We start from the raw sequence: 21,490 nt of genomic DNA on the forward strand, positions 1-21,490 counted from the left end.
GGCGGGGCCGGGGACCGGGCGGCCGACGCCCCCGCCGAGGTCCACAACCACCACGTCCGGCACAACAACCCCGTCACCACCGGCCCGCACTCCATCGCGGCCAACGACATCAAGAACGTGATCATCCGCTGGGTGATGCACCCCAGCGCCCGCTGGCTGCCGCTGCTGCTGGCCTGCGCCGCCCTGGTGATCGCCCAGGCGACCGATCCGCACGGCCCGGCCGGGCAGTACACGCCGAGCATCGCGCTGGCCGCGCTCGCCGTCGCCGCGGCGGCCGTGCGGGTGCTGATCCGTAAGACGCCCAGCGTGGCGGCGGTGGGCGCGCTGTCGCTGGTCTCGGTGCTGGCCACGGTCGGCGGCTGGCTCTCGTTCCGGTACGCCGCCGCGCACGCCGACATCGATGTGACGGGGCAGGTGCGGCGCGTCGGCACGCTGCCGCTGGCAGGTCGGGCGCACACCCTGGACTTCACCCTCGGCGGCGCCGCGCTCCGCGAGCCCCGCGAGCGGCTGCGCCTGACCCTGACGGTGTCGGACTACGACCCGAGCGCCCCGGCGTGCGCCTACCGGACCGCGGCGACCGCGTACCTGATGGACGGCGGCGCACCCGCCCAGGAGGTGCCCGTCCGCTCCGGGCGGCCGCTCGATTTCGTCCTGAACGCCGGCACCCCCTCCGTACGGATTCAGGTGATGCTGACGGAGAAGGATCCCGGGCGGCACTGCCGGACGGACATCCGGGCCACCGAAGCCGTGCTGCACGACTCCTGATCCGGGCGGCTCCGGTGGCCGTGCCGCCCGGAGCGCCCACCGGGTACGCCCGCGCCCGACCGCCGCCGCGTACCGCCTGTCACACCACGCACAACGGGGAGATTCCATGACATCAGCCGCGCCCCGGCGCCGCGCCCTCGGGGGCGCCGCGCTGCTCATCCTGACCGCCCTGACCGCGTCCGCCTGCGCGGACGACCCGGCGCCGTCGCTCCTCACCCAGCGTTCGGTGTCGGTCGGGGTGAAGAACGACCAGCCGGGCACCGGTGAGGAGTCCTCCTACAAGTTCGCCGGGTTCGACATCACCGTGGCCCGGCATCTGCTCGAAGGGGTCGGCGCCAAGGCGGACTTCAGCAGTGTGCCGTCGGAGAACCGCGGCCAGGTGATCACCGACGGCGACAAGGATCTGGTCGCCGCGACGTACTCGATCACGCCGTCACGGATGAAGAACGTCGACTTCATCGGCCCGTACGCGACCACCTCGCAGGGCGTGATGATCCGGAACAAGGACGCCCGCCGCATCCGGAAGCTGGAGGACCTCAAGGGCCGGGCCGTGTGCACCTGGAAGGGCACCACCTCGTTCCAGGAGCTGAACAAGCCCGCGTACGGCCAGATCAGCGTCTATCAGGTGGCCGACGCCTCCCGCTGTATCGCCGATCTCCGGGAGGGCCGGGCGACGGCGGTCTCCACCGACCAGATGATCCTTTACGGCTTCACCCAGAAGTACCCGGGGCTCCAGGTGGTGCCCGGCATCGTCGTCGGCTCGCCCAACGACTACGGCATCGCCATCGCGAAGAAGTACCGCGCGGACTGCCGCAAGCTCAGCGACAAGCTCCGCGACTACCTCAACGGCACCGACTGGGAGCGGGACTTCGACCTCTCGCTGCCGTCCATCACCAAGAGCACGCAGAACTGGCAGACGGCCTTCAAACCGTCCGCCGACTCCGTGGGCCAACTGTCGTGCCGGGACGCGCCCGCCTCCTAGGGACGCCGCCCCCGCCGGGCCGGGGCGCGCGGAGAGCGGGAGCCGCCCCCGGCGCCCGGGGCGGGCCGCCGTCCGGCGGGCGCGCCACAATGGCGGTATGACTTCCGACTCCCGTACGGAGCCCGGCGGCCCGGCGGCGGAGCTGCACCGCCGCTGGGCGGCGACCGTGGCCCGCACCCGTGGCGCGACGGGCCCCGATCCGGCCCCGTACGCGGCGAACCTGCTGGCCCGTTGGGCGGAGCCGCAGCGCCGCTACCACACGGTCGCGCATCTGACGGCCGTCCTGGAGCGCATCGACGAACTCGCCCCGTACGCCGCCGATCCGGGCACCGTGGAGCTGGCGGCGTGGTTCCACGACGCGGTCTACCGGCCGGACCGTTCGGAGAACGAGGAGCGCAGCGCGGCGCTGGCCGAGCGCGCCCTGCCGGAGCTGGGGCTCGACGCCGACCGCACGGCGGAGGTCGCCCGGCTGGTGCGGCTCACCGTCACGCACGATCCGGAGCCCGGCGACCGGGACGGCGAGGTGCTGTGCGACGCCGATCTGGCGGTGCTCGCCGGGACTCCGGACGCCTACGCGGCGTACGCGGCGGCCGTCCGCGAGGAGTACGGCTTCGTACCGGATCCGGACTTCACCGCGGGCCGCGCGGCGGTGCTACGCCAACTCCTGGAGCTGCCACGGCTGTTCCGCACCCCGCTGGGCCGGGAGCGCTGGGAGCACGTCGCCCGGCACAACCTGGCGACGGAGCTGGCGCTACTGGGCCGCTGACCTGCGGGGACGGTCGGGGCTCGCGGGCGGGCGCGCGGTGGCCGGCACGGCGCCGGGGGCAGCCGGGGGCGACGGGGACTCGCGCCGGTCCGCGGCCGCGACCACAGGGTCACCGACACTTCCGGACATACCGGATGGCGTCGGCGTGGCGGGAATGCACCGCGGACGGGCACTGTTGGTGACGGACATGCCTGCCCCCTCCCCACGTTCCCGTATGCCCGTCGCTGTCTACATTTTGGGCCTTTCCGTCTTCGCTCTCGGTACGAGCGAATTCATGTTGTCCGGAATCCTCCAACCGCTCGCCCAGGACCTGGGCGTCTCCATTCCGCAAGCGGGGCTGCTGGTCTCCGCGTTCGCGATCGGGATGGTGGTGGGGGCGCCCGTCCTCGCCGCCGCGACACTGCGGCTGCCGCGCCGCACGACGCTGATAGCCCTGCTCGCCGTCTTCGGGCTGGGGCAGGTCGCGGGCGCGCTGGCGCCGACGTACGGCGTGCTCTTCGTCTCGCGGGTGGTGAGCGCGCTGGCGTGTGCCGGGTTCTGGGCGGTCGGCGCCGCCGTCGCGGTGTCGCTGGTGCCGCTGAACCAGCGGGCCAAGGCGATGGCGGTCATGGTCGGCGGGCTGAGCATCGCCAATATCGCGGGCGTTCCGGCCGGTGCCCTGCTGGGCCAGCACGCGGGCTGGCGTTCGGCGTTCTGGGCGGTGGCCGTGCTGGCGGCGATCGGCCTGGTGGGCGTGGTCGTCGCGGTGCCCCGTACGGAGGTGCCGACGGGTGCGGATCAGCCGCGGCTCCGCCGTGAGCTGTCCATCTACAAGGACAAGCAGGTCTGGCTGGCGCTGACCGCCACGGCGATGAACGGCGCCGCGGTCTTCGCGCTCTTCTCGTACCTCTCGCCGCTGCTGACCAAGACCGCCGGGCTGGCGGAGAGCTGGGTGCCGACGGTGCTCGCGCTGTTCGGGCTCGGCGCGCTGATCGGGACGTTCATCGGTGGCCGGGTCGCCGACGCGCATCTCTTCCCGACGCTGTTCGCCGGTATCTCCGCGTCGACGCTGGTGCTGGCGACGCTGGCGCTGACGGCGCACAGCCCGTTCGCCGCGGTCGCGCTCTCGCTGATGCTGGGCGTGACGGCGTTCACCACCGCTCCGGCGCTGAACGCGCGGATGTTCAACGTCGCGAACGCCGCGCCGACCTTGGCCGGGGCGACGACCACCGCGGCGTTCAACGTCGGCAACACCCTCGGCCCCTGGCTCGGCGGGCTGGTCATCAGCGCGGGTCTGGGGTACGAGTACACGGCGTGGCTGGGCGCGGGGCTGGCCGCCGTGGCGGTCGCCACCACCTTCGTCGCCTTCCGCCTGCACCGGGCGCCGCACCGCTCCCGGGTGGTCGCCGCATCGGGGCCGGGCGTGGCGCCGGGTGCGGTCTCCGGAGTGGAGCTGACCAAGGAGGACGACGCGGCAGCGGGCGCACGCCGCTGATCTGTCCGGTACGGAAGCCGGTACGGCCGTGGGAGCCGCCTCTTGGGCGGTGCCCGCGGCCGTTCTCCGTTGCGGGGGCGCGACGGGCCGCCCCTCCGTTCCGGGACCCGGCGAGGCCCGTCCTACCCGCCGGGCCGAACACCGGGACCGCTGCCGGTCCGGTCATCCGGCGCACGGTGCTTGGGGCGGCGCAGACCGGCCGCGGTCAGGCGATGGAGCAGTTCCTTGCTGCCGACCTCGACCGCACCGGCGCGTACCGCCTCGTCGTAGTGCTCCCGAGGCAGGTCGTAGTGGTCGCGCTCGAACGCCTTCGGAGGGATGCCGAGGGCGGCGGCGAAGCGGTGCAGCTCGTCGAACGACACATCGCTGACGAGGTGTGACCACATGCGGCCGTGACCGGGCCAGGTGGGCGGGTCGATGTAGAGCGTCACGTCAGTGCTCCGCGGGCGCGCCGAGCCTGCCGACCCGGGCCACCGCGACCGCCGTCTTGGGGCAGACCCAGTGCGGATCGGGCCCCAACTCGGGCTCCACGTCGAGCGCGTGCGGATCGCCGGACTCCGTGCACACCGGGCACAGCGGCCAGCGGCCGTACCGCTCCAGCAGGGCGTCCTGGACGTCCTGGGCTATCAGCCCGGCGACGAATTCCGCCCCGGCCGGCCACTGCTCCACCCACCAGCGGCGGTGGGCGACCGCGTCCTCGACGAGGGAGACGATGTCGGCGTCGGCGACGTCGTTCGCCACCAGGTCGGCGAGGACCAGCGCCCGCGCGGCGTGCAATGCCTGTTCCAGCTCCATGTCCTCCATTGTCGCGCGGACCGGTGACACCCCGCTCCGCCGTCCACAGCTCCGCCGCGAGCCCGGCCGGAGTTATCCACAGGCCGGGGCCGAGGTATTGACGCACCCCGGCGTTGAAATTACTTTTCAGGCGTGAGCAGCAGCGTGAAGGAAACTTTCACCGAGGCGGCCGTCGCGTCCCGGCCCGCCCCCACTCCGCCCGCCCCCGCGGCGCTGGCGGCCAAGGTCCGTACCCTCGGTCCGTCGATGACCCGCTCCATGCAGCGGGTCGCCGAGGCCGTCGCGGGTGATCCGGCCGGCTGCGCCGCCCTCACCGTCACCGGACTGGCCGAGCGCACCCGCACCAGCGAGGCCACCGTCGTGCGCACCTCCCGGTTGCTGGGCTATCCCGGCTACCGCGATCTGCGGCTCGCGCTCGCCGCGCTCGCCGCGCAGCAGGCCGCGGGCGGCGCCCCCGCCGTCACCGCCGACATAGCGGTCGACGACTCCCTGATCGACGTCGTCGCGAAGCTGGCGCAGGAGGAGCAGCAGTGTCTGGCCGACACCGCCGCCGGTCTGGACGTCACCCAACTGGAGGCGGCGGTCTCCGCGCTGGCCTCGGCCCGTCGTATCGATGTGTACGGCATAGGGGCGTCGAGCCTGGTCGGGCAGGATCTGGTGCAGAAGCTGCTGCGGATCGGTCTGATCGCGCACGCCCACGCCGATCCGCATCTCGCGGTGACCAACGCGGTGCAGATGCGGGCGGGGGACGTCGCCCTCGCCATCACCCATTCGGGCCGGACGACGGATGTCATAGAGCCGCTGCGGGTCGCCTTCGACCACGGTGCGACGACCATCGCGATCACCGGCCGCCCGGACGGCGAGATCGCCTCGTACGCCGATCACATCCTGACCACCTCCACGGCCCGGGAGAGTGAGCTGCGGCCCGCGGCGATGTCGTCGCGGACCAGCCAGCTCCTCGTCGTGGACTGCCTGTTCATAGGCGTGGCGCAGCGGACGTACGACACCGCGGCGCCCGCGCTGTCCGCCTCCTACGAAGCGCTCGCCCACCGTCACTCCCCCCGCCCGCACCGCTGACCGACCGCCGGCCGTGCGCCGCCCCGCCCGGTGGCGCCCGCCCGGCCGTCGACCGACCCGCGCCCCGCCCGGCGCTTCGCCCGCACCCGCACCACCGCACGTCGTACAGATCCGTCCGTACGAGCCGGAAAGAGCCGCCACATGACTTCGACAACCGATCAGGCCCAGCTACGGGCCCAGTTGGACACGCTCACGACCGAGGCGTTCCGTCCCGAGCTGGCCGAGATCGACCGGCGCTCCACGCTGGAGATCGCCCGGACGATGAACGACGAGGACGCCCGGGTGCCCGGCGCGGTCGCGACGCAGTTGCCGCGGATCGCCGCGGCGATCGACGCGATGGCCGCCCGGATGGCCGAGGGCGGCCGGTTGATCTACGCCGGTGCCGGGACGGCCGGGCGGCTGGGGGTGCTGGACGCCAGTGAGTGCCCGCCGACGTTCAACACCGATCCGTCCGAGGTGCTGGGGCTGATAGCCGGCGGCCCGTCGGCGATGGTCACGGCGGTGGAGGGCGCGGAGGACAGCAAGGCGCTGGCCGCCGAGGACCTGACGGCGCTGGGGCTGACCGAGCGGGACACCGTCGTCGGGGTGTCCGCCTCGGGCCGTACGCCGTACGCGGTCGGCGCGGTGGAGCACGCCCGGGATCTCGGGGCGCTGACCGTCGGACTGTCCTGCAACGCCGGATCGGCGCTGGCCGGGGCGGCGGAGCACGGCATCGAGATCGTCGTCGGGCCGGAGCTGCTGACGGGCTCGACGCGCCTCAAGGCGGGGACGGCCCAGAAGCTGGTGCTCAACATGTTCTCGACGATCACGATGATCCGGCTCGGCAAGACGTACGGGAACCTGATGGTGGATGTCCGGGCGTCCAACGACAAGCTCCAGGCCCGTTCGCGGCGGATCGTGGCGTTGGCCACCGGTGCGTCCGACGCGGAGATAGAGACCGCGCTCGCGGCGGCGGACGGCGAGGTGAAGAACGCGATCCTGATCGTGCTCGGCGAGGTCGACGCCCCGTCGGCCACCCGCCTCCTCGACGCCTCACGCGGCCATCTGCGCGAGGCCCTGGAAGCGGCCCGCACCGCCTGATCCCGGCCCGGCCGGCACCGTCCGGTCCCCGGCCGGGCGCCCGGGCGGTCCCGCACCGCCGCGGTTCCGTTCCGTCGCGCCCTCCGGCCACCCGATTCATCCTGATACGAACCGTTCTTTCCCGCCCTTCGTTGTCCGCACAGCAAGGCTCCGCACATGTCCGAAGACAAGAACCGCGCCACCGCCGCCGCGCTCCTCCCCCTCGTCGGCGGCGCCCGGAACATCACCTCCATCGCCCACTGCATGACCCGGCTGCGGCTGGGGATCCGGGACCGTTCGCTGGTCCGGGACGAGGCGCTCAAGGCGCTGCCCGCGGTCCTGGGCGTCGTCGAGGACGACACGTACCAGATCGTGCTGGGCCCGGGGGCGGTCGCCCGCGTCACCCCGGAGTTCGAGCGGCTGGCCGAGGAAGAACGGGCCACCGGGGCGGCGCCGGAGCCGGGTCCCGCACCGGAGGCGGCCGCCGGTGGCGCGGCATCCGGCACCACCGCTCCGGCCGCGTCCGGTGGCCCCACGGCGGACGGCCCGCCGGGCGCCCCGGCCGATGCCGCGCCGGCCTCGGCTTCGGCTCCGTCGTCGGCATCGGCCGGGGCGCCCGCTCCCGGTGCCTCCGCCGCGGCCGCCGGATCGTCCGCGCCCGGCGGTCCCCCGCCCACGGCCGCCGATCTGGCCGCCCAGGGGGCCGCGCTCAAGGCGCGGCAGAAGGCGCGGAACGCCACGCCGTTCAAGCTGTTCCTGCGCCGGATCGCGAACATCTTCGTGCCGCTGATCCCGGCGCTGATCGGCTGCGGCATCGTCGCCGGGATCAACGGGCTGCTGACCAACCTCGGCTGGCTGCCGTCCGTCGTACCGGCGCTGGCGGCGGTCGCCTCCGGCTTCATGTCGCTGATCGCCGTGTTCGTCGGCTACAACACCGCGAAGGAGTTCGGCGGGACACCGGTCCTGGGCGGGGCGGTCTCCGCGGTCATCGTCTTCCCCGGCATAGCGAACATCACGGCGTTCGGGCAGCAGCTCTCACCAGGGCAGGGCGGCGTCCTCGGGGCGCTCGCCGCCGCGCTGCTCGCCGTCCGGGTGGAGAAGTGGTGCCGCCGCCGCGTCCCGGAGGCGCTGGACGTCCTGCTCACCCCGACGCTCACGGTGCTGGTCACGGGCCTGGTGACGATCTACGGCCTGATGTTCGTGGCGGGCGAGGTGGCGAGCGGCATCGGTACGGTCGCCAACTGGCTGCTGGCGCACGGCGGGGCGCTCGCCGGGTTCGTCCTCGGCGGGCTCTTCCTGCCGCTGGTCATGCTCGGGCTGCACCAGGCGCTCATCCCGATCCACACCACCCTGATCGAGCAGCAGGGGTACACCGTCCTGCTGCCGATCCTCGCGATGGCCGGTGCGGGTCAGGTCGGCGCCGCCCTCGCCGTCTACCTCCGGCTGCCCCGGAACGTCTCGGTCCGCCGCACCATCAAGTCCGCGCTGCCGGCCGGTTTCCTGGGCGTCGGCGAGCCGCTGATCTACGGTGTCTCGCTGCCGCTGGGCCGCCCGTTCATCACGGCGTGTGTGGGCGGGGCGTTCGGCGGCGGCTTCGTCGGCCTGTGCAACCAACTCGGCGACGCGGTCGGCTCCACCGCCATCGGCCCGTCCGGATGGGCACTGTTCCCGCTGGTCAAGGGCAATGCCGGCCTCGGCACGACGTTGGCGATCTACGGCATCGGACTGGCCGTCGGCTACCTCACCGGCTTCCTGGCCACGTACTTCTTCGGCTTCAGCCGCCAGATGCTCGCGGAGCTGAACACGGCACCGGAGGGCGCCCCGGGGGAGGCCGCCCCGGGAGCTGCCGGGAGCGGGCTGTCGCCGGAGACCTCCACGGGAGCGGCCCCGGCGCCGCCCGCGGGTGCGTCCCCGGGAGCCGCCGCAGACGGCTCGGCGCGGATAGCCGACGGCGCCGCCCCGGCTCCGGGCGCCACCCCGGCGGGCGCCGAAGCGTCCCCCGCCCCCCCGGCTCCGGACGCCGCTCCCCCGAAGGAGTCCGCCACCGCCTGACCGCCACCTCACCGTCCGGAGACCGGCGACGGGCACCGGCCCGGGGCCCGTCAGCGGGTGCCGGCCCCGGGTGCTCATCCGAAGCTCACCGCCGGGCGCCGGCCCCGGGGCACCACCCACGGAGTGCCCGGGCTCGCCCCTCTGACCGGCTGACGGCTCCGCACAGGCGCCCGTCCGGCGCCGGTCGTTCCGGTTCCGGACACGCCGCCCTGTCCCCCATCGGCCCCGATCCCGCTTCGCCCCCGATCCCGCTTCGACCCCGACCGCCCTGCCACCCGTCGCCATGCGCCGTTCCTCGCCCGGCGATTCGCCCGGCCGCTCGCGCCGCCGTACGCCGCTCCGCGCGGACAGTTCGCCCGTCCCCGCGCTCCGCGCCGTACGTCATCCCGCCCGGGTGCCCGTGTCACCCCCGTCTCCAGCCAGTACGCTCCCCTCCCGAAGAGGGCCGACGTAACGGGGAGTTGGGAACATGCCGCGCGACACCTTCCGCACACCACCGGACCAGCCCCTACCGGACCCGAGCCCGGCACCCTCCCCGGACCCGAGCCCGGCCCCGGCCACCACACCAAGTCCGGTCCCCCACCCGGCACCGGCCCCCACGCCGACCCCGACGCCAAGCCCGGATCCGACCCCGGCACCGGCCCCGGACGCACCTGACACCCGCGCCACCGCCGACCCGAACCCCGACCCGGCCGCCGAACCGACACCGGCACCAGTCCCGGCCACCGACCCGGCGTCCCCGGGCGCGCCCCCGCCCCCGGCCACCGGCCGCCCCAGCCTCCCGCGCCGCCTCCTCCGCTGGTTCACCGCTCTCAACACGGACCGGAAGATCGCCGTGGTCGGGCTGGCGCTCGGGATCGTTCCGCTGGCCACGCCCCTGGTCTCCGCCGGGTACGACGCGGCGTTCGGGGATCCTTCGCTGGTGCTCGCCGCCGCGCAGGATGACGACACCTGTTCCACCGCTTGGCGTGTCGCCCCAGGTCAGGAGGGGCTGCGGTCGGCGCTCCCGAACGCGGACCCGCATGCGCTCACCCGGTGGGAGCGGGACCGGAAGATCACGCACCTGGGCACCGTCGCCTCCGCCATCAGCATCCGCGGCAACACCGGCCCGTCCGTGCAGCTCCGGGATCTCTCCGTCACGGTGCTGCGCCGCACCGCGCCGCTGCCGGGGACCACCCAGCCCACCGTGGACTGCGGTGGCGGGCCCGGTCCGGAGATCTTCACCGTCGATCTGGACACGCTGCCCGTCAACCGCCCGGTCTCCTCGCGCTACCTCCAGAACAGCCCGCACCAGAAGGGGGCGGCCCGCGAGTTGGGCAGAAGGTACGACCGGGAGCCGATGCGGCTGCCGGTCACCGTCTCCACCTCCGAGGTCTACGACCTGCTGGTCGTCGGCCGCAGCCAGGCCCGTTACGTCGAGTGGAAGGCCACGCTGACCTGGTGGGACGGCGAGGAGACGCATACGACGACGCTCGACAACGACGGCACGCCGTTCCGGGTCACCGCGGAGGCACGGTGAACGCCCCGGCCCCCGGGCCCGCCCGGACCGGCCGCTTCCGCCTCCGTGTCCCGCGCTCCCCCTTCGTCTGCGCCGCGCTCCTCGTCGCCGCCGTCCACCTCTCCGGCGCGCTCCCCGTGCAGCTCGACTGGGCGGGGCGCGCGGGCGCGGACGTCGCCCCCGGTGACACCCTCGACGCGCTGCGGCTGATCACCGTCTCGCCGGTCCGCCGCTTCAGCACCGCGGCGGGCGGCGCCGCGCTCGTCCTGGAGGCGGTGTGGACGGCCTGTTTCGTCTTCCTGCTGACGGCCGTCTCCCGTGCTCTCACGGCCCGTACGACGTATCCGCCCGGAGACCCGGAATCCGCGCTGACCAGGTCGTACGCGCATATCGCGGCCTGGCCGGTGCTCGCTCCGGCCGCGCATCTGGTGGCGCTGGCCCTCACCCGGCTGCCGGAGTTGTCCTTCGATCCGACGGCGCGCGGGAACGCCTCGTACGCCCTGTTCCTCGATGTCCGGTCCGGGCTCGGGCATGCCGTGCTGCTCGGCTTCGTCGGTGGTTTCACCACGGCGATGGTGCTGCTCGCCCGCGATCCGGATGTGGCCCGGAGCGCGCCGCCGACCGGTTGGCGCGACATGCTCCGCCGTTTCCGGGGTCCGTTGCCGACACTCGGCCGCCGGATCGGTGCCACGCTCCTCGCCACCGCCGCCGGGGCGCTCGTGCTGTACCTCGTGCTGAGCGCCCTGCCGGGGCACGTGCTCTCCCCGGTGGCGGGTTTTTGGTGCGCGCCGGCCGACCACGCCGACATCTGCGCCGACGATCTCCAGCGGCTGGCCGGTCTGGACGTCCCCGAACTCCTGGGCGCTGAGCCTCTGTTGCGTCGCTTCATGATGCTCTACGCCTGGCAGGCGTTCCTGTTGCTCTTCGCGGCGGCGTATTTCACGGTCACGGCGCTCACCGACGGTCTGCCGCGTACCGCCCGCGCGGCGCTCGCCGGGCTGTGCGGCTACACGGCGGGCGCGATCGGCTTCGGCGCGGTGGCGGGAGCGGTCTCCGCCCTCTGGGCCTCCCCCACCCGCCACCTGGCGCCCCATCAGGTCATCGGCCTGCTCCTGCCGCCCACGGGCCTGAACCACGCCCTGTACGCCGCTCCGCTCGCCGCCCTGCTCTGCGCCGCCCTCGCCCGCCTGCGCTCCCGGCGGACCGAGGCAGTGCCCGACGACGCGTCCCCGGCCGAAGCACAGACCTCCGAAACGCCCGAAGCTCCCGACGCTGCCGAGACCCCCGCCGCACCCGAAGCCGCCGCGCCCTGAAGCGACGCGGCGGCCCCCGCTCACGGCAACCGGCTCGCCTGGTTCACCTCCGCGACCCGGGCCCGGAGTTCTTCCCGCAGCACCGTCTCGCGCAGCGCTTGTGGCGGGCAGTCCCACTCGCGCCCGCCGCCCGCCGGCCGCAGTTGTACGTACGGGCCCTCGCGGCCCATGATCCGCCCGACGCGGCCGTCCCGTACGTCGACGGCGTAGCCACCGGGCCGCAGCCACAGCGGCTCACCGGCGGTCCGCCGCCAGGCGACGGCGCGGGGCACTCCCTGGGGCCGTCCGGTGTTCACGCGCCGCACCTCGCGATCAGGTCCACGAGTTGCCGGGCGGTGGCGAGATTGCACCGGCCCAGCTCGATCAGGGGGCGCGGGTCGACCGTCGCGCACGACACCGGGTCGACGCCCAGGGACGGCAGGACGACGCCGTGCGCCCGCAGCCCTTCGTCCAGCGCCCGCACGGCGTCGTCCGCCTCCCAGAGCGCGTCGGCCGTCAGCCGCCGCCGTTCGCTCATCGCCATCGTTCTCCACCTTCCACACTGTGTATGACGTTCGCCACACAGCGTGGCCGGTCTGGGCTAGCCTGGAAAAGGGGCGCAGACCCAACAACAACCCCTGCCTGACCTGGAGTTCTCCATGGCGAAACCCAAGCGTCTCGATCCATCCGCCTCACCCCGCGCGATGCTCGGCGCGGAATTACGGCACCAGCGGGAGAAAGCGGGCCTCTCCCAGGACGAACTGGGCCTGAAGCTCTTCGTGAGCGGTTCCTTCATCGGCCAGTTGGAGGCGGGAATCCGTCGCCTGCTGCCCGAGTACGCGCAGAAAATAGACGAAATCTTCAAGACCGACGGCTACTTCACACGCAACTGCGAGGCCGCTGCCAGGTCCAAGTACCCGGATCACTTCGCGGAAGTGGCGGAGCTGGAGACTCAGGCGACGTCGATCAAACAGTATTCGCCCAGCCTGATCCCGGGCTTGTTGCAGTCGGAGGGGTACGCGCGAGCCGTTTTCCGTGGAGGTCACCCCACTGCGCCGGATTCGATCATCGATGAGCTGGTGGTGAACCGAATCGAACGCGCGTGGCTCCTCGACAACCCAACAACACCGATGTTGTGGGCCGTTCTCGACGAGGCGGTGCTGCGGCGCAAGGTGGGCGGCCCGGGTGCGATGGCGGAGGCGCTGCGACACATCGCCGCGTTGGCCCGCCGCCGCAGGATCATCGTTCAGGTGCTGCCGTTCAGTGTGGGAGCGCACACCGCGATCGAAGGTTCGCTCAAGCTGATGGCCTTCACCGACGCCCCTCCGCTCGCGTACGTTGACGGCATGGGCTCGGGTCAACTGCTGGACGATCCAGCGACGGTGAGCCAGTACGGACTGTCCTACGATCTTCTCGCGGCCAGCGCACTGTCACCGGAAGCGTCCCTGGCCCTGATCGAAGAGGCAGCGGAGGCATTCACCGATGAAGACCAGCAAGAGTGAGTACGACCTGAGCGCTGCGGTCTGGCACAAGTCGAGCTACAGCGGCCCCAGCGGCGGCGACTGCGTCGAGGTCGCCGACGGCCTCCCCGGCATCGTCCCCGTACGGGACTCCAAGCGCCCCCAGGGTCCCGCGCTGACGTTCCAGGCCACGTCCTGGAACCAGTTCGTGAACGGCGTCAACGGCGGGACGTTCGGCAACGCCTGAACCGTACGCGCAACCGCCTCGGCCCCGGCTCTCCCCTTCAGGAGCCGGGGCCGAGGCGCGTCACGAAGCGGCCCGCATGCCTCCGCCTCCCCCGGGGATTCTCTGCGTAGCAGCCTGACCGGCCCGACAGCGGAGGCACCCACTGTGACCAGCACCATCCAGTACGACCTGTCCACTGCCACCTGGCACAGGTCGAGGTACAGCGATGCGACCGGCGACTGCCTCGAAGTCGCCGCCGGTCTCCCCGGCATCGTCCCCGTCCGCGACTCCAAGCGGCCCGACGGCCCCGCGCTGACCTTCCGGGCCACGGCATGGGCGCGGTTCGTGCGCGGGGTCAACGGCGGAACGTTCAGCGGAAGCTGAGCGGCGGGCGGGCACCGGCCGGGCGCGGGCCGCTGACGGGCACGACCGCCCACTCCCCCACCGCCACCGCCCGCCCTCCACTACCGTGCCGACGTGGACCTGACGCTGACTCTTCTCGGTGCCGCCTTCGGCGGCGTGGCCGGAGCACTCGTGCCGCGTGCCGCCTACCGCTTCGCCGTCGAACCGGCGGAGCCCTGGCGTACGCGGTGCCCCCAAGGGCACGTGCTCGCCGGGCCGTGGGGCGGATGGGTCGGGCTCGCCCGCTGCCCGTCCGACGGGCCCGCGGAGAGCGGATGCCGGTACGGGCCCGGGCAGGTCGTCGCCCCCGTCGTCTCGGCGCTGGTGTGCGGGGTGCTCGCCGCCGTGGTGGGCTCCCGCCCGGAGCTGGCGGTGCTGCTGCTCGTCACGCCGTTCGCGGTGCTGCTGGCGGCGGTGGACGGGGCCGTGCACCGGCTGCCGGACGCGGTGACCCTGCCGCTGGCCGCCACGACCGTCGCCCTCCTGGGCGCGACCGCGCTGCTCCCCGGCCACGGCGGCAACTGGCTGACGGCGGTGGCGGGCAGCCTGGCACTCGCCGCGCTCTACGGCACCCTCTTCCTCGTCAACCCGGCGGGCATGGGCCTCGGCGACGTCAAACTGGCGCTCTCCGTCGGCGCCGTCCTCGGGTGGTACGGCTGGCCCGCCCTCCTCCTGGGAACCTTCGCCGCCTTCGGGACAGGCGCGCTGTTCGGAGTGGCGCTGCTGGTGACGCGGCGCGCGCACCGGCGTACGGCGATGGCCTTCGGCCCGTTCATGCTGGCGGGGGCGCTGATCGGAGTGGTCACGGCGAGCTGACCCCGGCCACCGCGCCGGCGGCGCCCCGGGGCACCCCGCCTCAGCGCATCACCACCCCCAGCCCCTGCTCAAGCACCCGCGCCTGATCAGGGGTCACCAGCGCCAGGATCGTGTCGTAGACGCCGTACTTCTCCCGCGGAAAGTCGACGTACCGGAAGGTCCGCAGGTCATCACCACCAGGAGCCAGGGCGTCGATCGCCTCGGTGGCCGCCAGATGGTCGTAGTACTCGTCCGAGAAATGCTCGGCGGGGACGGCGACCGCTATGCCGTTCCGCTCGAACTCCAGGGTGTCGTCCCGGGAGGCGCCGTCCGGCGAACGGTCGCCCTCCACCAGACGGACCTTGGTGACGGTGACGGCACCGCCTGTCAGCTCCGCGGCACGCTCCAGCAGGGAGGCGTAACCGGGCTCCAGATAATCGATGTCATCGGCGTGGATGGACAGCGCTATGCCGAACGTCTCCAGGGCACAGGCGACCTCGTACGGCCGCAACGGCTCGTCCGCGCCCGTCACACACTCCGCGAGCACCTGCCGGACCCGCTCCGGCGCCACCACCCCGGCTTCCTCCAGGACGGCACCGACCCGCGCGTACGTCATCGTCTGCGTGTTCGACATGAGGGCATCTTGCCAGAGGGGTACGACAACACGAGGCCCTGTGGACAACGGCGTTGGTCCTCCCGCGCTCAGGCGGCGCGGACGGCCACCTCGTCGGTCAGGGCGGTCAGCAGCCAGTCGTGCGCGGTGCCGGGCGTCGGCACCGGACGGCCCCCGCACGGGCCCAGGACCTCGGCGGTGAGCGCCCAGTACGGATCGATCCGCGGATCGGCGGCGAGGCGGGCGGCGAGAGCCCGGCGGAAATCCGGGGTGTCCCGGCCGCCCCCGGAGGCGGCGTACGCGGCGACGAAGCAGTCCAGCGCCTCCCCGGCGTGCGGCGCCCGCTCCCGCCGCAGCCGCGCGCCCGCCAATTCGTACGCCTCGCCCAGCCCGTCGTAGAGGACCTCCGGGCGGAAGTCCGGGCCGGAGCGGTGCGCCGCGGGCTGCGGGCGGGCGGTGCCGTCGCACGGGCGGGTCACCAGGGCGTGCAGCCGGGCGAAGGCGAGGACCTGCGCGGGCGTCGGGTCGTCCGGCGGCACCGGCACCGCCTGGTCCAGGAAGGCGGCGAGCGCGCGGGGCGCCATCCGCGGCGGCAGCCAGGCACGCCAGAAGCGGGCGAGCGGATCGGTGCTGGGCGGCGCCGGAACCGCGCCGATCAACCGCAGCCGGTCGGCGCGCTCCCCGGGCGGGCACTCCTGGACGAGCCGCAGCCCGGCCTCCCGCCAGCGCAGCGCCGCCATCCGGTCACCGAGCTGCCGCAACTGCCCGGCGACGGCATCCTCCAACGCCCCGCCCGCCCCCGCCTCGTCCTCGACGATGCGGCGCACCTCGGGGACGGACAGATCCAGGGCCCGCAGGGAACGGATCAGCCGCAGCCGGTCGAGCGCGTCCGGGCCGTACCTGCGGTGGCCGCCCGCGCTGCGCGACCGCTCCGGCAGCAGCCCGCGATCCGAGTAGAACCGGACCGTCTTGACCGTCACCCCACCGCGTTCCGCCAGCTCACCGATGCTCCACAGCCCGTCGGACGCCGTCACTTGAACCTCCCTCAGGGGGAGTTCCTACCGTACCGGCGGACACGGCGCGGACGGCCCGGACAGGGGACGGGCCGTCCGGCCGTCCATCGGGTCCGGAGGGGCGCACGCCATGGTGGGGCGCGCCCCTCCGCACCCGGTGGAGCGTCCCGACGGACGAGACGAGCGAGGAGCGGACGATGAACGAGCGGACCGGAAACCACGGCGGGCACCCCGCCCACGAGCCACCTCCCGGCGCCCACTTCATCCTGGTGCCCGGCGCCTTCACCGGCGGCTGGGTCTGGGAGGAGACCGCGGCCCACCTGACGGCGGCGGGCGCACAGGCACACGCCGTGACGCTTGTCGGCCCCGAGGGGGCGCGCCCGGGCGGGCCCGCGCCGGACCTGGAGGCGCACATCGCGGCGGTGGTACGCGCGATCGACGCGGTGGAGGAGACGGGCACGGCGGGCGCCACCGCCGAGCCCGCCGAAGGACCGGCCGGTTCCGCACCCGCGGGCCCCGGGGACGCACCCGGCACCGAAGCCGCCGCCTCCACCCGCGCGCCCGCCCCCGGCATCGTCCTCGTAGGCCACGGCTACGGTCTGCACCCCGCCCTGGGCGCCGCGGACCGGCGACCGGACCGCGTGGCGCGGCTCATCGCCCTCGACACCGCCCCGCCCCAGGACGGACAACCGGCCTGGACCACCGTGCCCGACCAGCGCGTACGGGAGGAACTGGCGGGCCACGCGGGAGCGGCCCCGGCGGGCGGCGGGGCCGGGAGCCGGCCGGCCACCGCGAGCGGCGCGCCCGGTGGCGTGCCCGGCGTGCCCGGTGGCGCGCTCCCCGCGCCCGGCTCCCCCGCCGCCTGGCACCGCTGGGGCAGCACCGCGAGCCTCCCGGCAGCGGCCCTGGAACGCCTCACCCGGGACGCCGCCCCGCAGCCCCTCGGCACCCTCCTCCAGCCACTGCGGCTGACCGGCGCCGCCGCCGGCATCCCCACCACCGGCATCCTCTGCACCGCCAACGGCGCGAGCGTCGACCTGGTCCAGATCCAGGTCGACCTCGGCGAACCGGCGCTCCAGCCGCTCACCGCACCCGGTGTGCGCTTCCTCGAACTGCCCACCGGACACTGGCCGATGCTCTCCGACCCGGCCGGTCTCGCCGACGTCCTGCTGCGCGCGGCGGCGGGCGAGGGCCGCCGCCTCACCCCGGCGGGCAGCCAACCGCCGCCGCATCTGCGACCGTTCGTCCTCGACGTACCAGAGGTGCCGCGCGAGCGGAACGAGACCGTCGATCTGTACCTCCCCGGGGGCGGCGGGCCCCACCCGGCGGTGCTCCTCGTCCACGGCGGCCCGGTCCCGAAGAGCGCCCGGCCCGCACCGCGCGACTGGCCGGCGCTCACCGGGTACGCCCGCCTCATCGCGGCCCACGGCGCGATCGGCGCGGTCCTCGACCACCGGCTGCACGACCTCGACGGCTACCCGGACGCCGCCGAGGACATCGCGGCGGCGGTGGCGCGGCTGCGCGCCGACCCGCGGGTGGACGGCGACCGGATCGCGCTCTGGTTCTTCTCCGGCGGCGGACTGCTCACCGCCGACTGGCTGAGCGCCCCGCCGCCGTGGCTGAGCTGCCTCGCCGCGAACTACCCGATCCTCGCCCCGCTGCCCAACTGGGGCCTGGACGGTGACCGCTTCCGGCCGGTGGCAGCGGTCCGCGGCGCGGGCGACCTGCCGCTCGTCGTGGTCCGGGCCGGCCGCGAACTCCCCGAACTCGCCGCGACCGTAGAAGAGTTCCTGACCGCCGCCGCCGAACACGGCGCCACCGTCGACGTGATCGACGTCCCCGAAGGCCACCACGGCTTCGAGACCGCGGACCACCACGCCGACGCCGACCGCGACGCGCTCCGTGACGCCGTCCGCTCGGCGGTCCGGACCGTCGTGGACCACCTGACGCGCCCGTAGGGAACGCACGCGGAAACGCCGCCGGGGCGGCACCTCCTCCGGAAGATTCCGAAGGAGGTGCCGCCCCGGCGAACCGTTGGACGGTGATCCGTCCGTCCCGCCGCGTACGGCGGGACGGGGGCGGGATCAGAAGTCCATGTCACCGCCGGGCATGCCGCCCGGAGCGCCCGCCGCGGCGGCCTTCTCCGGCTTGTCGGCGATGACGGCCTCGGTGGTGAGGAACAGCGCGGCGATGGAGGCGGCGTTCTGCAGCGCGGAACGGGTCACCTTCGCCGGGTCGATGATGCCCTCGGCGATCATGTCGACGTACTCGCCGGTGGCGGCGTTCAGACCGTGGCCGACGGCCAGGTTGCGCACCTTCTCCACGACAACGCCGCCCTCGAGGCCGCCGTTGACGGAGATCTGCTTCAGCGGGGCCTCCAGGGCCAGCTTCACAGCGGCGGCACCGGTGGCCTCGTCACCCTCCAGCTCCAGCTTCTCGAAGACGCTGGAAGCCTGCAGCAGGGCGACGCCACCGCCGGCGACGATGCCCTCCTCGACGGCCGCCTTCGCGTTGCGCACGGCGTCCTCGATGCGGTGCTTGCGCTCCTTCAGCTCGACCTCGGTCGCGGCACCGGCCTTGATGACGGCGACGCCACCGGCGAGCTTCGCCAGGCGCTCCTGGAGCTTCTCGCGGTCGTAGTCCGAGTCGCTGTTCTCGATCTCGGCACGGATCTGGTTGACGCGGCCCTGGACCTGCTCGCTGTCACCGGCACCGTCGACGATGGTGGTCTCGTCCTTGGTGATGACGACCTTGCGGGCGCGGCCCAGCAGGTCGAGACCGGCGTTCTCCAGCTTGAGGCCGACCTCCTCGGAGATGACGGTGCCACCGGTGAGGATGGCGATGTCGCCGAGCATGGCCTTGCGGCGGTCACCGAAGCCCGGGGCCTTGACGGCGACGGACTTGAAGGTGCCACGGATCTTGTTGACGACCAGGGTCGACAGGGCCTCGCCCTCGACGTCCTCGGCGATGATCAGCAGCGGCTTGCCGGACTGCATGACCTTCTCCAGGAGCGGCAGCAGGTCCTTCACGTTGCCGATCTTGGAGTTGACGATCAGGATGTACGGGTCGTCGAGCGACGCCTCCATACGCTCCATGTCGGTGGCGAAGTACGCCGAGATGTAGCCCTTGTCGAAGCGCATACCCTCGGTGAGCTCCAGCTCCAGACCGAAGGTCTGGGACTCCTCGACGGTGATGACGCCTTCCTTGCCGACCTTGTCCATGGCCTCGGCGATCAGCTCGCCGATCTGGGTGTCAGCGGCGGAGATGGAGGCGGTGGAAGCGATCTGCTCCTTGGTCTCCACGTCCTTGGCCTGCTCCAGCAGCGCGGCGGAGACGGCCTCGACGGCGGTCTCGATGCCCCGCTTGAGGGCCATCGGGTTGGCGCCGGCGGCGACGTTGCGCAGACCCTCACGGACCAGCGCCTGGGCCAGGACGGTCGCGGTCGTCGTGCCGTCACCGGCGACGTCGTCCGTCTTCTTCGCGACCTCCTTGACCAGCTCGGCGCCGATCTTCTCGTACGGGTCCTCCAGCTCGATCTCCTTGGCGATGGACACACCATCGTTGGTGATCGTGGGGGCGCCCCACTTCTTCTCAAGGACGACGTTGCGACCCTTGGGGCCGAGGGTCACCTTGACGGCGTCGGCGAGCTGGTTCATACCGCGCTCAAGGCCGCGCCGCGCCTCCTCGTCGAACGCGATGATCTTGGCCATGTGAAGTGGTCCTCCCAGGACGAAGGGGGCACCTCCCGCGCCTTCGGGGCGTGGAGGCTCTTTCCTCCGGACCGCGCTGGCGCCCGCGACGGACGGCCCACCGAGGGAGCGGTTCCTTCCCGCCCCGCCTGCGGACCTCACCGACGGTCCAAAACTGTCACTCTCACCCGGAGAGTGCTAACGCAATGATTAGCACTCGACCCCATCGAGTGCAAGCGCCCTCCGCAAGGAGGGCTCGTTGAGGGGTGGTGGCCGGGCGACGGGCGGGCGCAAGGCGCCCTTCGAAGAAGGGCACGTTGAGGGGCGGCGGCCGGGCGACGGGCGGGCGCAAGCGCCCTCCGCAAGGAGGGCTCGTTGAGGGGCGGCGGCCGGGCGACGGGCGGGCGCAAGCGCCCTCCGCGAGGAGGTCGCCTCGAAGCCTCTCCGTTCCGGTGCCCTCCCCGCACACAGCAGGAGACCCGCACCCCGAGCGGGATGCGGGTCTCCCCGATGCTGCAGTCGGTCGGCGCTCAGCCGGCCGCCACCCGGACCATGTCCGCCTGCGGCCCCTTCTGGCCCTGCGAGATCTCGAACTCGACCCGCTGACCCTCCTCAAGGGTGCGGTAGCCGTCCATCTGAATCGCGCTGTAGTGGACGAAAACATCCGCACCACCGTCGACCGCGATGAAGCCGTACCCCTTCTCCGCGTTGAACCACTTGACGGTGCCCTGAGCCATGCCTAACTCCCCTATTACTGGCCCTTGCGCAGGACCGCACTCCGCGGACCCGGGTCAGACCTCACCCCGCGAATGGCCCGTGGGGTGTGCGCCGGAACGCGTCGACCGCCGCCGAATGTATCCGCACCGACGCCCAGCGCAACAGGTCAATCGGACGAGAATTCTGACGACGCGAGAAGTGGCGATATGCGCAGAACTGGCCATATTCCCGGGCAACTCGGGCCGGACAAAAGGCACTTAAGGCGCAAACACCGCACACACTTTGCACACAACTCATCGCGATCCCGGGGCGTTGGGAAGGCCGCCACACCGTGCTCGACGAGCAGAAGAAGGGGATCCGCGAAATGGTATCGCGTTTTGCAGGACTGTTTCACAACGCGGAATCGCTCCGTCCGGATATCCGAACGGAGCGATTACCAGCCAGCAAGAGAAAGGAATGGCGAAAACTATTCGCCACCCGGGTGGCGGCTCCCCGCCCCCGGCCCCGGCGTCAGCAGCCGCCGGCCACCGCCGGGATGATCGAGATGCCCGCGCCGTCCGGCGTCGGGGTCTCCAGGCCCTGCTCGAAGCGGACGTCGTCGTCGTTGACGTAGACGTTCACGAAGCGCCGCAGCTTGCCCGCGTCGTCCAGCACCCGGGCGGCGATGCCCTGGTGGTTCTTCTCCAGATCGGTGATGACCTCGGACAGCGTCGCGCCCTCGGCGGTGACCTCGGACGCGCCTGCGGTGTACGTGCGGAGGATGGTGGGGATGCGGACCTTGACGCTCATGGGTTCTGCCTTCCAACGACTGCGGA

The 21,490-nt window shown here is 73.1% G+C and carries 23 protein-coding genes; 14 read left to right on the forward strand and 9 right to left on the reverse strand.

What is annotated here, in order from left to right:
* The first annotated feature begins 132 nt into the window (after positions 1 to 132).
* The 4 genes from ACGH2B_RS09940 (at position 133) to ACGH2B_RS09955 (ending at position 3,987) form a co-directional block, all read left to right on the forward strand.
* Complete coding sequence (locus tag ACGH2B_RS09940; protein ID WP_399087139.1) at positions 133 to 765, forward strand: hypothetical protein; 633 nt, start codon at positions 133 to 135, stop codon at positions 763 to 765.
* A gap of 106 nt (positions 766 to 871) precedes the next feature.
* A complete protein-coding gene (locus ACGH2B_RS09945; RefSeq protein ID WP_399087141.1) occupies positions 872 to 1,747 on the forward strand; it encodes a transporter substrate-binding domain-containing protein in 876 nt (291 codons plus the stop codon).
* A gap of 97 nt (positions 1,748 to 1,844) precedes the next feature.
* Complete coding sequence (locus ACGH2B_RS09950; RefSeq protein WP_399087143.1) at positions 1,845 to 2,513, forward strand: hypothetical protein; 669 nt, start codon at positions 1,845 to 1,847, stop codon at positions 2,511 to 2,513.
* 214 nt (positions 2,514 to 2,727) lie between these two features.
* Complete coding sequence (locus ACGH2B_RS09955) at positions 2,728 to 3,987, forward strand: Cmx/CmrA family chloramphenicol efflux MFS transporter (RefSeq protein ID WP_399087145.1); 1,260 nt, start codon at positions 2,728 to 2,730, stop codon at positions 3,985 to 3,987.
* 122 nt (positions 3,988 to 4,109) lie between these two features.
* Here ACGH2B_RS09955 and ACGH2B_RS09960 read toward each other — a convergent pair whose 3' ends face one another.
* Together ACGH2B_RS09960 and ACGH2B_RS09965 are read right to left on the reverse strand one after the other, a co-directional pair.
* Entirely contained in the window at positions 4,110 to 4,418 is a 309-nt protein-coding gene (locus ACGH2B_RS09960) for a DUF4031 domain-containing protein (protein ID WP_399087147.1), read from the reverse strand.
* Position 4,419: 1 nt separating this feature from the next.
* Complete coding sequence (locus ACGH2B_RS09965) at positions 4,420 to 4,791, reverse strand: hypothetical protein (RefSeq protein ID WP_399087149.1); 372 nt, start codon at positions 4,789 to 4,791, stop codon at positions 4,420 to 4,422.
* A 123-nt stretch (positions 4,792 to 4,914) separates the two neighbouring features.
* Between ACGH2B_RS09965 and ACGH2B_RS09970 the strand changes: the two genes are divergently transcribed.
* From ACGH2B_RS09970 to ACGH2B_RS09990, 5 genes are all read left to right on the forward strand, one after another.
* Positions 4,915 to 5,859, forward strand: coding sequence for a MurR/RpiR family transcriptional regulator (locus tag ACGH2B_RS09970; protein WP_399087151.1), 945 nt, complete (start codon positions 4,915 to 4,917; stop codon positions 5,857 to 5,859).
* A gap of 141 nt (positions 5,860 to 6,000) precedes the next feature.
* Positions 6,001 to 6,939, forward strand: coding sequence for an N-acetylmuramic acid 6-phosphate etherase (murQ, locus tag ACGH2B_RS09975; RefSeq protein ID WP_399087153.1), 939 nt, complete (start codon positions 6,001 to 6,003; stop codon positions 6,937 to 6,939).
* A gap of 156 nt (positions 6,940 to 7,095) precedes the next feature.
* The gene (locus ACGH2B_RS09980; RefSeq protein ID WP_399087155.1) at positions 7,096 to 8,970 is read left to right on the forward strand and encodes a PTS transporter subunit EIIC; all 1,875 of its coding nucleotides are present in this window, start codon (positions 7,096 to 7,098) and stop codon (positions 8,968 to 8,970) included.
* 469 nt (positions 8,971 to 9,439) lie between these two features.
* Positions 9,440 to 10,489, forward strand: coding sequence for a hypothetical protein (locus ACGH2B_RS09985; RefSeq protein WP_399087157.1), 1,050 nt, complete (start codon positions 9,440 to 9,442; stop codon positions 10,487 to 10,489).
* Positions 10,486 to 11,781, forward strand: coding sequence for a hypothetical protein (locus tag ACGH2B_RS09990; RefSeq protein ID WP_399087159.1), 1,296 nt, complete (start codon positions 10,486 to 10,488; stop codon positions 11,779 to 11,781). The genes ACGH2B_RS09985 and ACGH2B_RS09990 overlap by 4 nt, the downstream gene beginning before the upstream one ends.
* A gap of 20 nt (positions 11,782 to 11,801) precedes the next feature.
* Here the strand turns inward: ACGH2B_RS09990 and ACGH2B_RS09995 are convergent, their stop codons facing one another.
* Both ACGH2B_RS09995 and ACGH2B_RS10000 read right to left on the reverse strand, forming a co-directional pair.
* Positions 11,802 to 12,011, reverse strand: coding sequence for a hypothetical protein (locus ACGH2B_RS09995; RefSeq protein WP_399096888.1), 210 nt, complete (start codon positions 12,009 to 12,011; stop codon positions 11,802 to 11,804).
* A 62-nt stretch (positions 12,012 to 12,073) separates the two neighbouring features.
* Positions 12,074 to 12,304, reverse strand: a complete 231-nt coding sequence (locus ACGH2B_RS10000) for a hypothetical protein (RefSeq protein ID WP_399087161.1) — start codon at positions 12,302 to 12,304, stop codon at positions 12,074 to 12,076.
* Between the two features lie 115 nt (positions 12,305 to 12,419).
* Here ACGH2B_RS10000 and ACGH2B_RS10005 point away from each other — a divergent pair, with 115 nt between their 5' ends.
* The 4 genes from ACGH2B_RS10005 to ACGH2B_RS10020 all read left to right on the forward strand — a co-directional run bounded on the left by ACGH2B_RS10005 (position 12,420) and on the right by ACGH2B_RS10020 (position 14,664).
* Entirely contained in the window at positions 12,420 to 13,262 is an 843-nt protein-coding gene (locus ACGH2B_RS10005) for a helix-turn-helix domain-containing protein (RefSeq protein ID WP_399087163.1), read from the forward strand.
* On the forward strand, positions 13,243 to 13,467 hold the full coding sequence (locus ACGH2B_RS10010) for a DUF397 domain-containing protein (protein WP_399087164.1): 225 nt from the start codon (positions 13,243 to 13,245) through the stop codon (positions 13,465 to 13,467). The genes ACGH2B_RS10005 and ACGH2B_RS10010 overlap by 20 nt, the downstream gene beginning before the upstream one ends.
* 144 nt (positions 13,468 to 13,611) lie before the next feature.
* Entirely contained in the window at positions 13,612 to 13,830 is a 219-nt protein-coding gene (locus ACGH2B_RS10015; protein WP_399087166.1) for a DUF397 domain-containing protein, read from the forward strand.
* 93 nt (positions 13,831 to 13,923) lie between these two features.
* Positions 13,924 to 14,664 (forward strand): prepilin peptidase, encoded by a 741-nt coding sequence (locus tag ACGH2B_RS10020; RefSeq protein ID WP_399087168.1) that lies wholly within the window; start codon positions 13,924 to 13,926, stop codon positions 14,662 to 14,664.
* A gap of 40 nt (positions 14,665 to 14,704) precedes the next feature.
* On the opposite strand, the gene ACGH2B_RS10025 is transcribed toward ACGH2B_RS10020, so the two are convergent.
* Positions 14,705 to 15,277, reverse strand: coding sequence for a hypothetical protein (locus ACGH2B_RS10025; protein ID WP_399087170.1), 573 nt, complete (start codon positions 15,275 to 15,277; stop codon positions 14,705 to 14,707).
* Between the two features lie 68 nt (positions 15,278 to 15,345).
* The gene (locus ACGH2B_RS10030; protein ID WP_399087172.1) at positions 15,346 to 16,290 is read right to left on the reverse strand and encodes a MerR family transcriptional regulator; all 945 of its coding nucleotides are present in this window, start codon (positions 16,288 to 16,290) and stop codon (positions 15,346 to 15,348) included.
* 176 nt (positions 16,291 to 16,466) lie between these two features.
* Here ACGH2B_RS10030 and ACGH2B_RS10035 point away from each other — a divergent pair, with 176 nt between their 5' ends.
* Entirely contained in the window at positions 16,467 to 18,227 is a 1,761-nt protein-coding gene (locus ACGH2B_RS10035) for an alpha/beta hydrolase (protein WP_399087174.1), read from the forward strand.
* Positions 18,228 to 18,353: 126 nt separating this feature from the next.
* Here the strand turns inward: ACGH2B_RS10035 and groL are convergent, their stop codons facing one another.
* The 3 genes from groL to ACGH2B_RS10050 form a co-directional block, all read right to left on the reverse strand.
* Entirely contained in the window at positions 18,354 to 19,979 is a 1,626-nt protein-coding gene (gene groL, locus ACGH2B_RS10040) for a chaperonin GroEL (protein ID WP_399087176.1), read from the reverse strand.
* Positions 19,980 to 20,488: 509 nt separating this feature from the next.
* Positions 20,489 to 20,695 (reverse strand): cold-shock protein, encoded by a 207-nt coding sequence (locus tag ACGH2B_RS10045; RefSeq protein ID WP_030576453.1) that lies wholly within the window; start codon positions 20,693 to 20,695, stop codon positions 20,489 to 20,491.
* 490 nt (positions 20,696 to 21,185) lie between these two features.
* Positions 21,186 to 21,464: a MoaD/ThiS family protein gene (locus ACGH2B_RS10050; RefSeq protein ID WP_399087179.1), complete on the reverse strand. Its 279-nt coding sequence runs from the start codon at positions 21,462 to 21,464 to the stop codon at positions 21,186 to 21,188.
* Positions 21,465 to 21,490 lie beyond the last annotated feature (26 nt).

Source organism: Streptomyces sp. BBFR2, assembly GCF_044497305.1.
GTDB lineage: Bacteria > Actinomycetota > Actinomycetes > Streptomycetales > Streptomycetaceae > Streptomyces.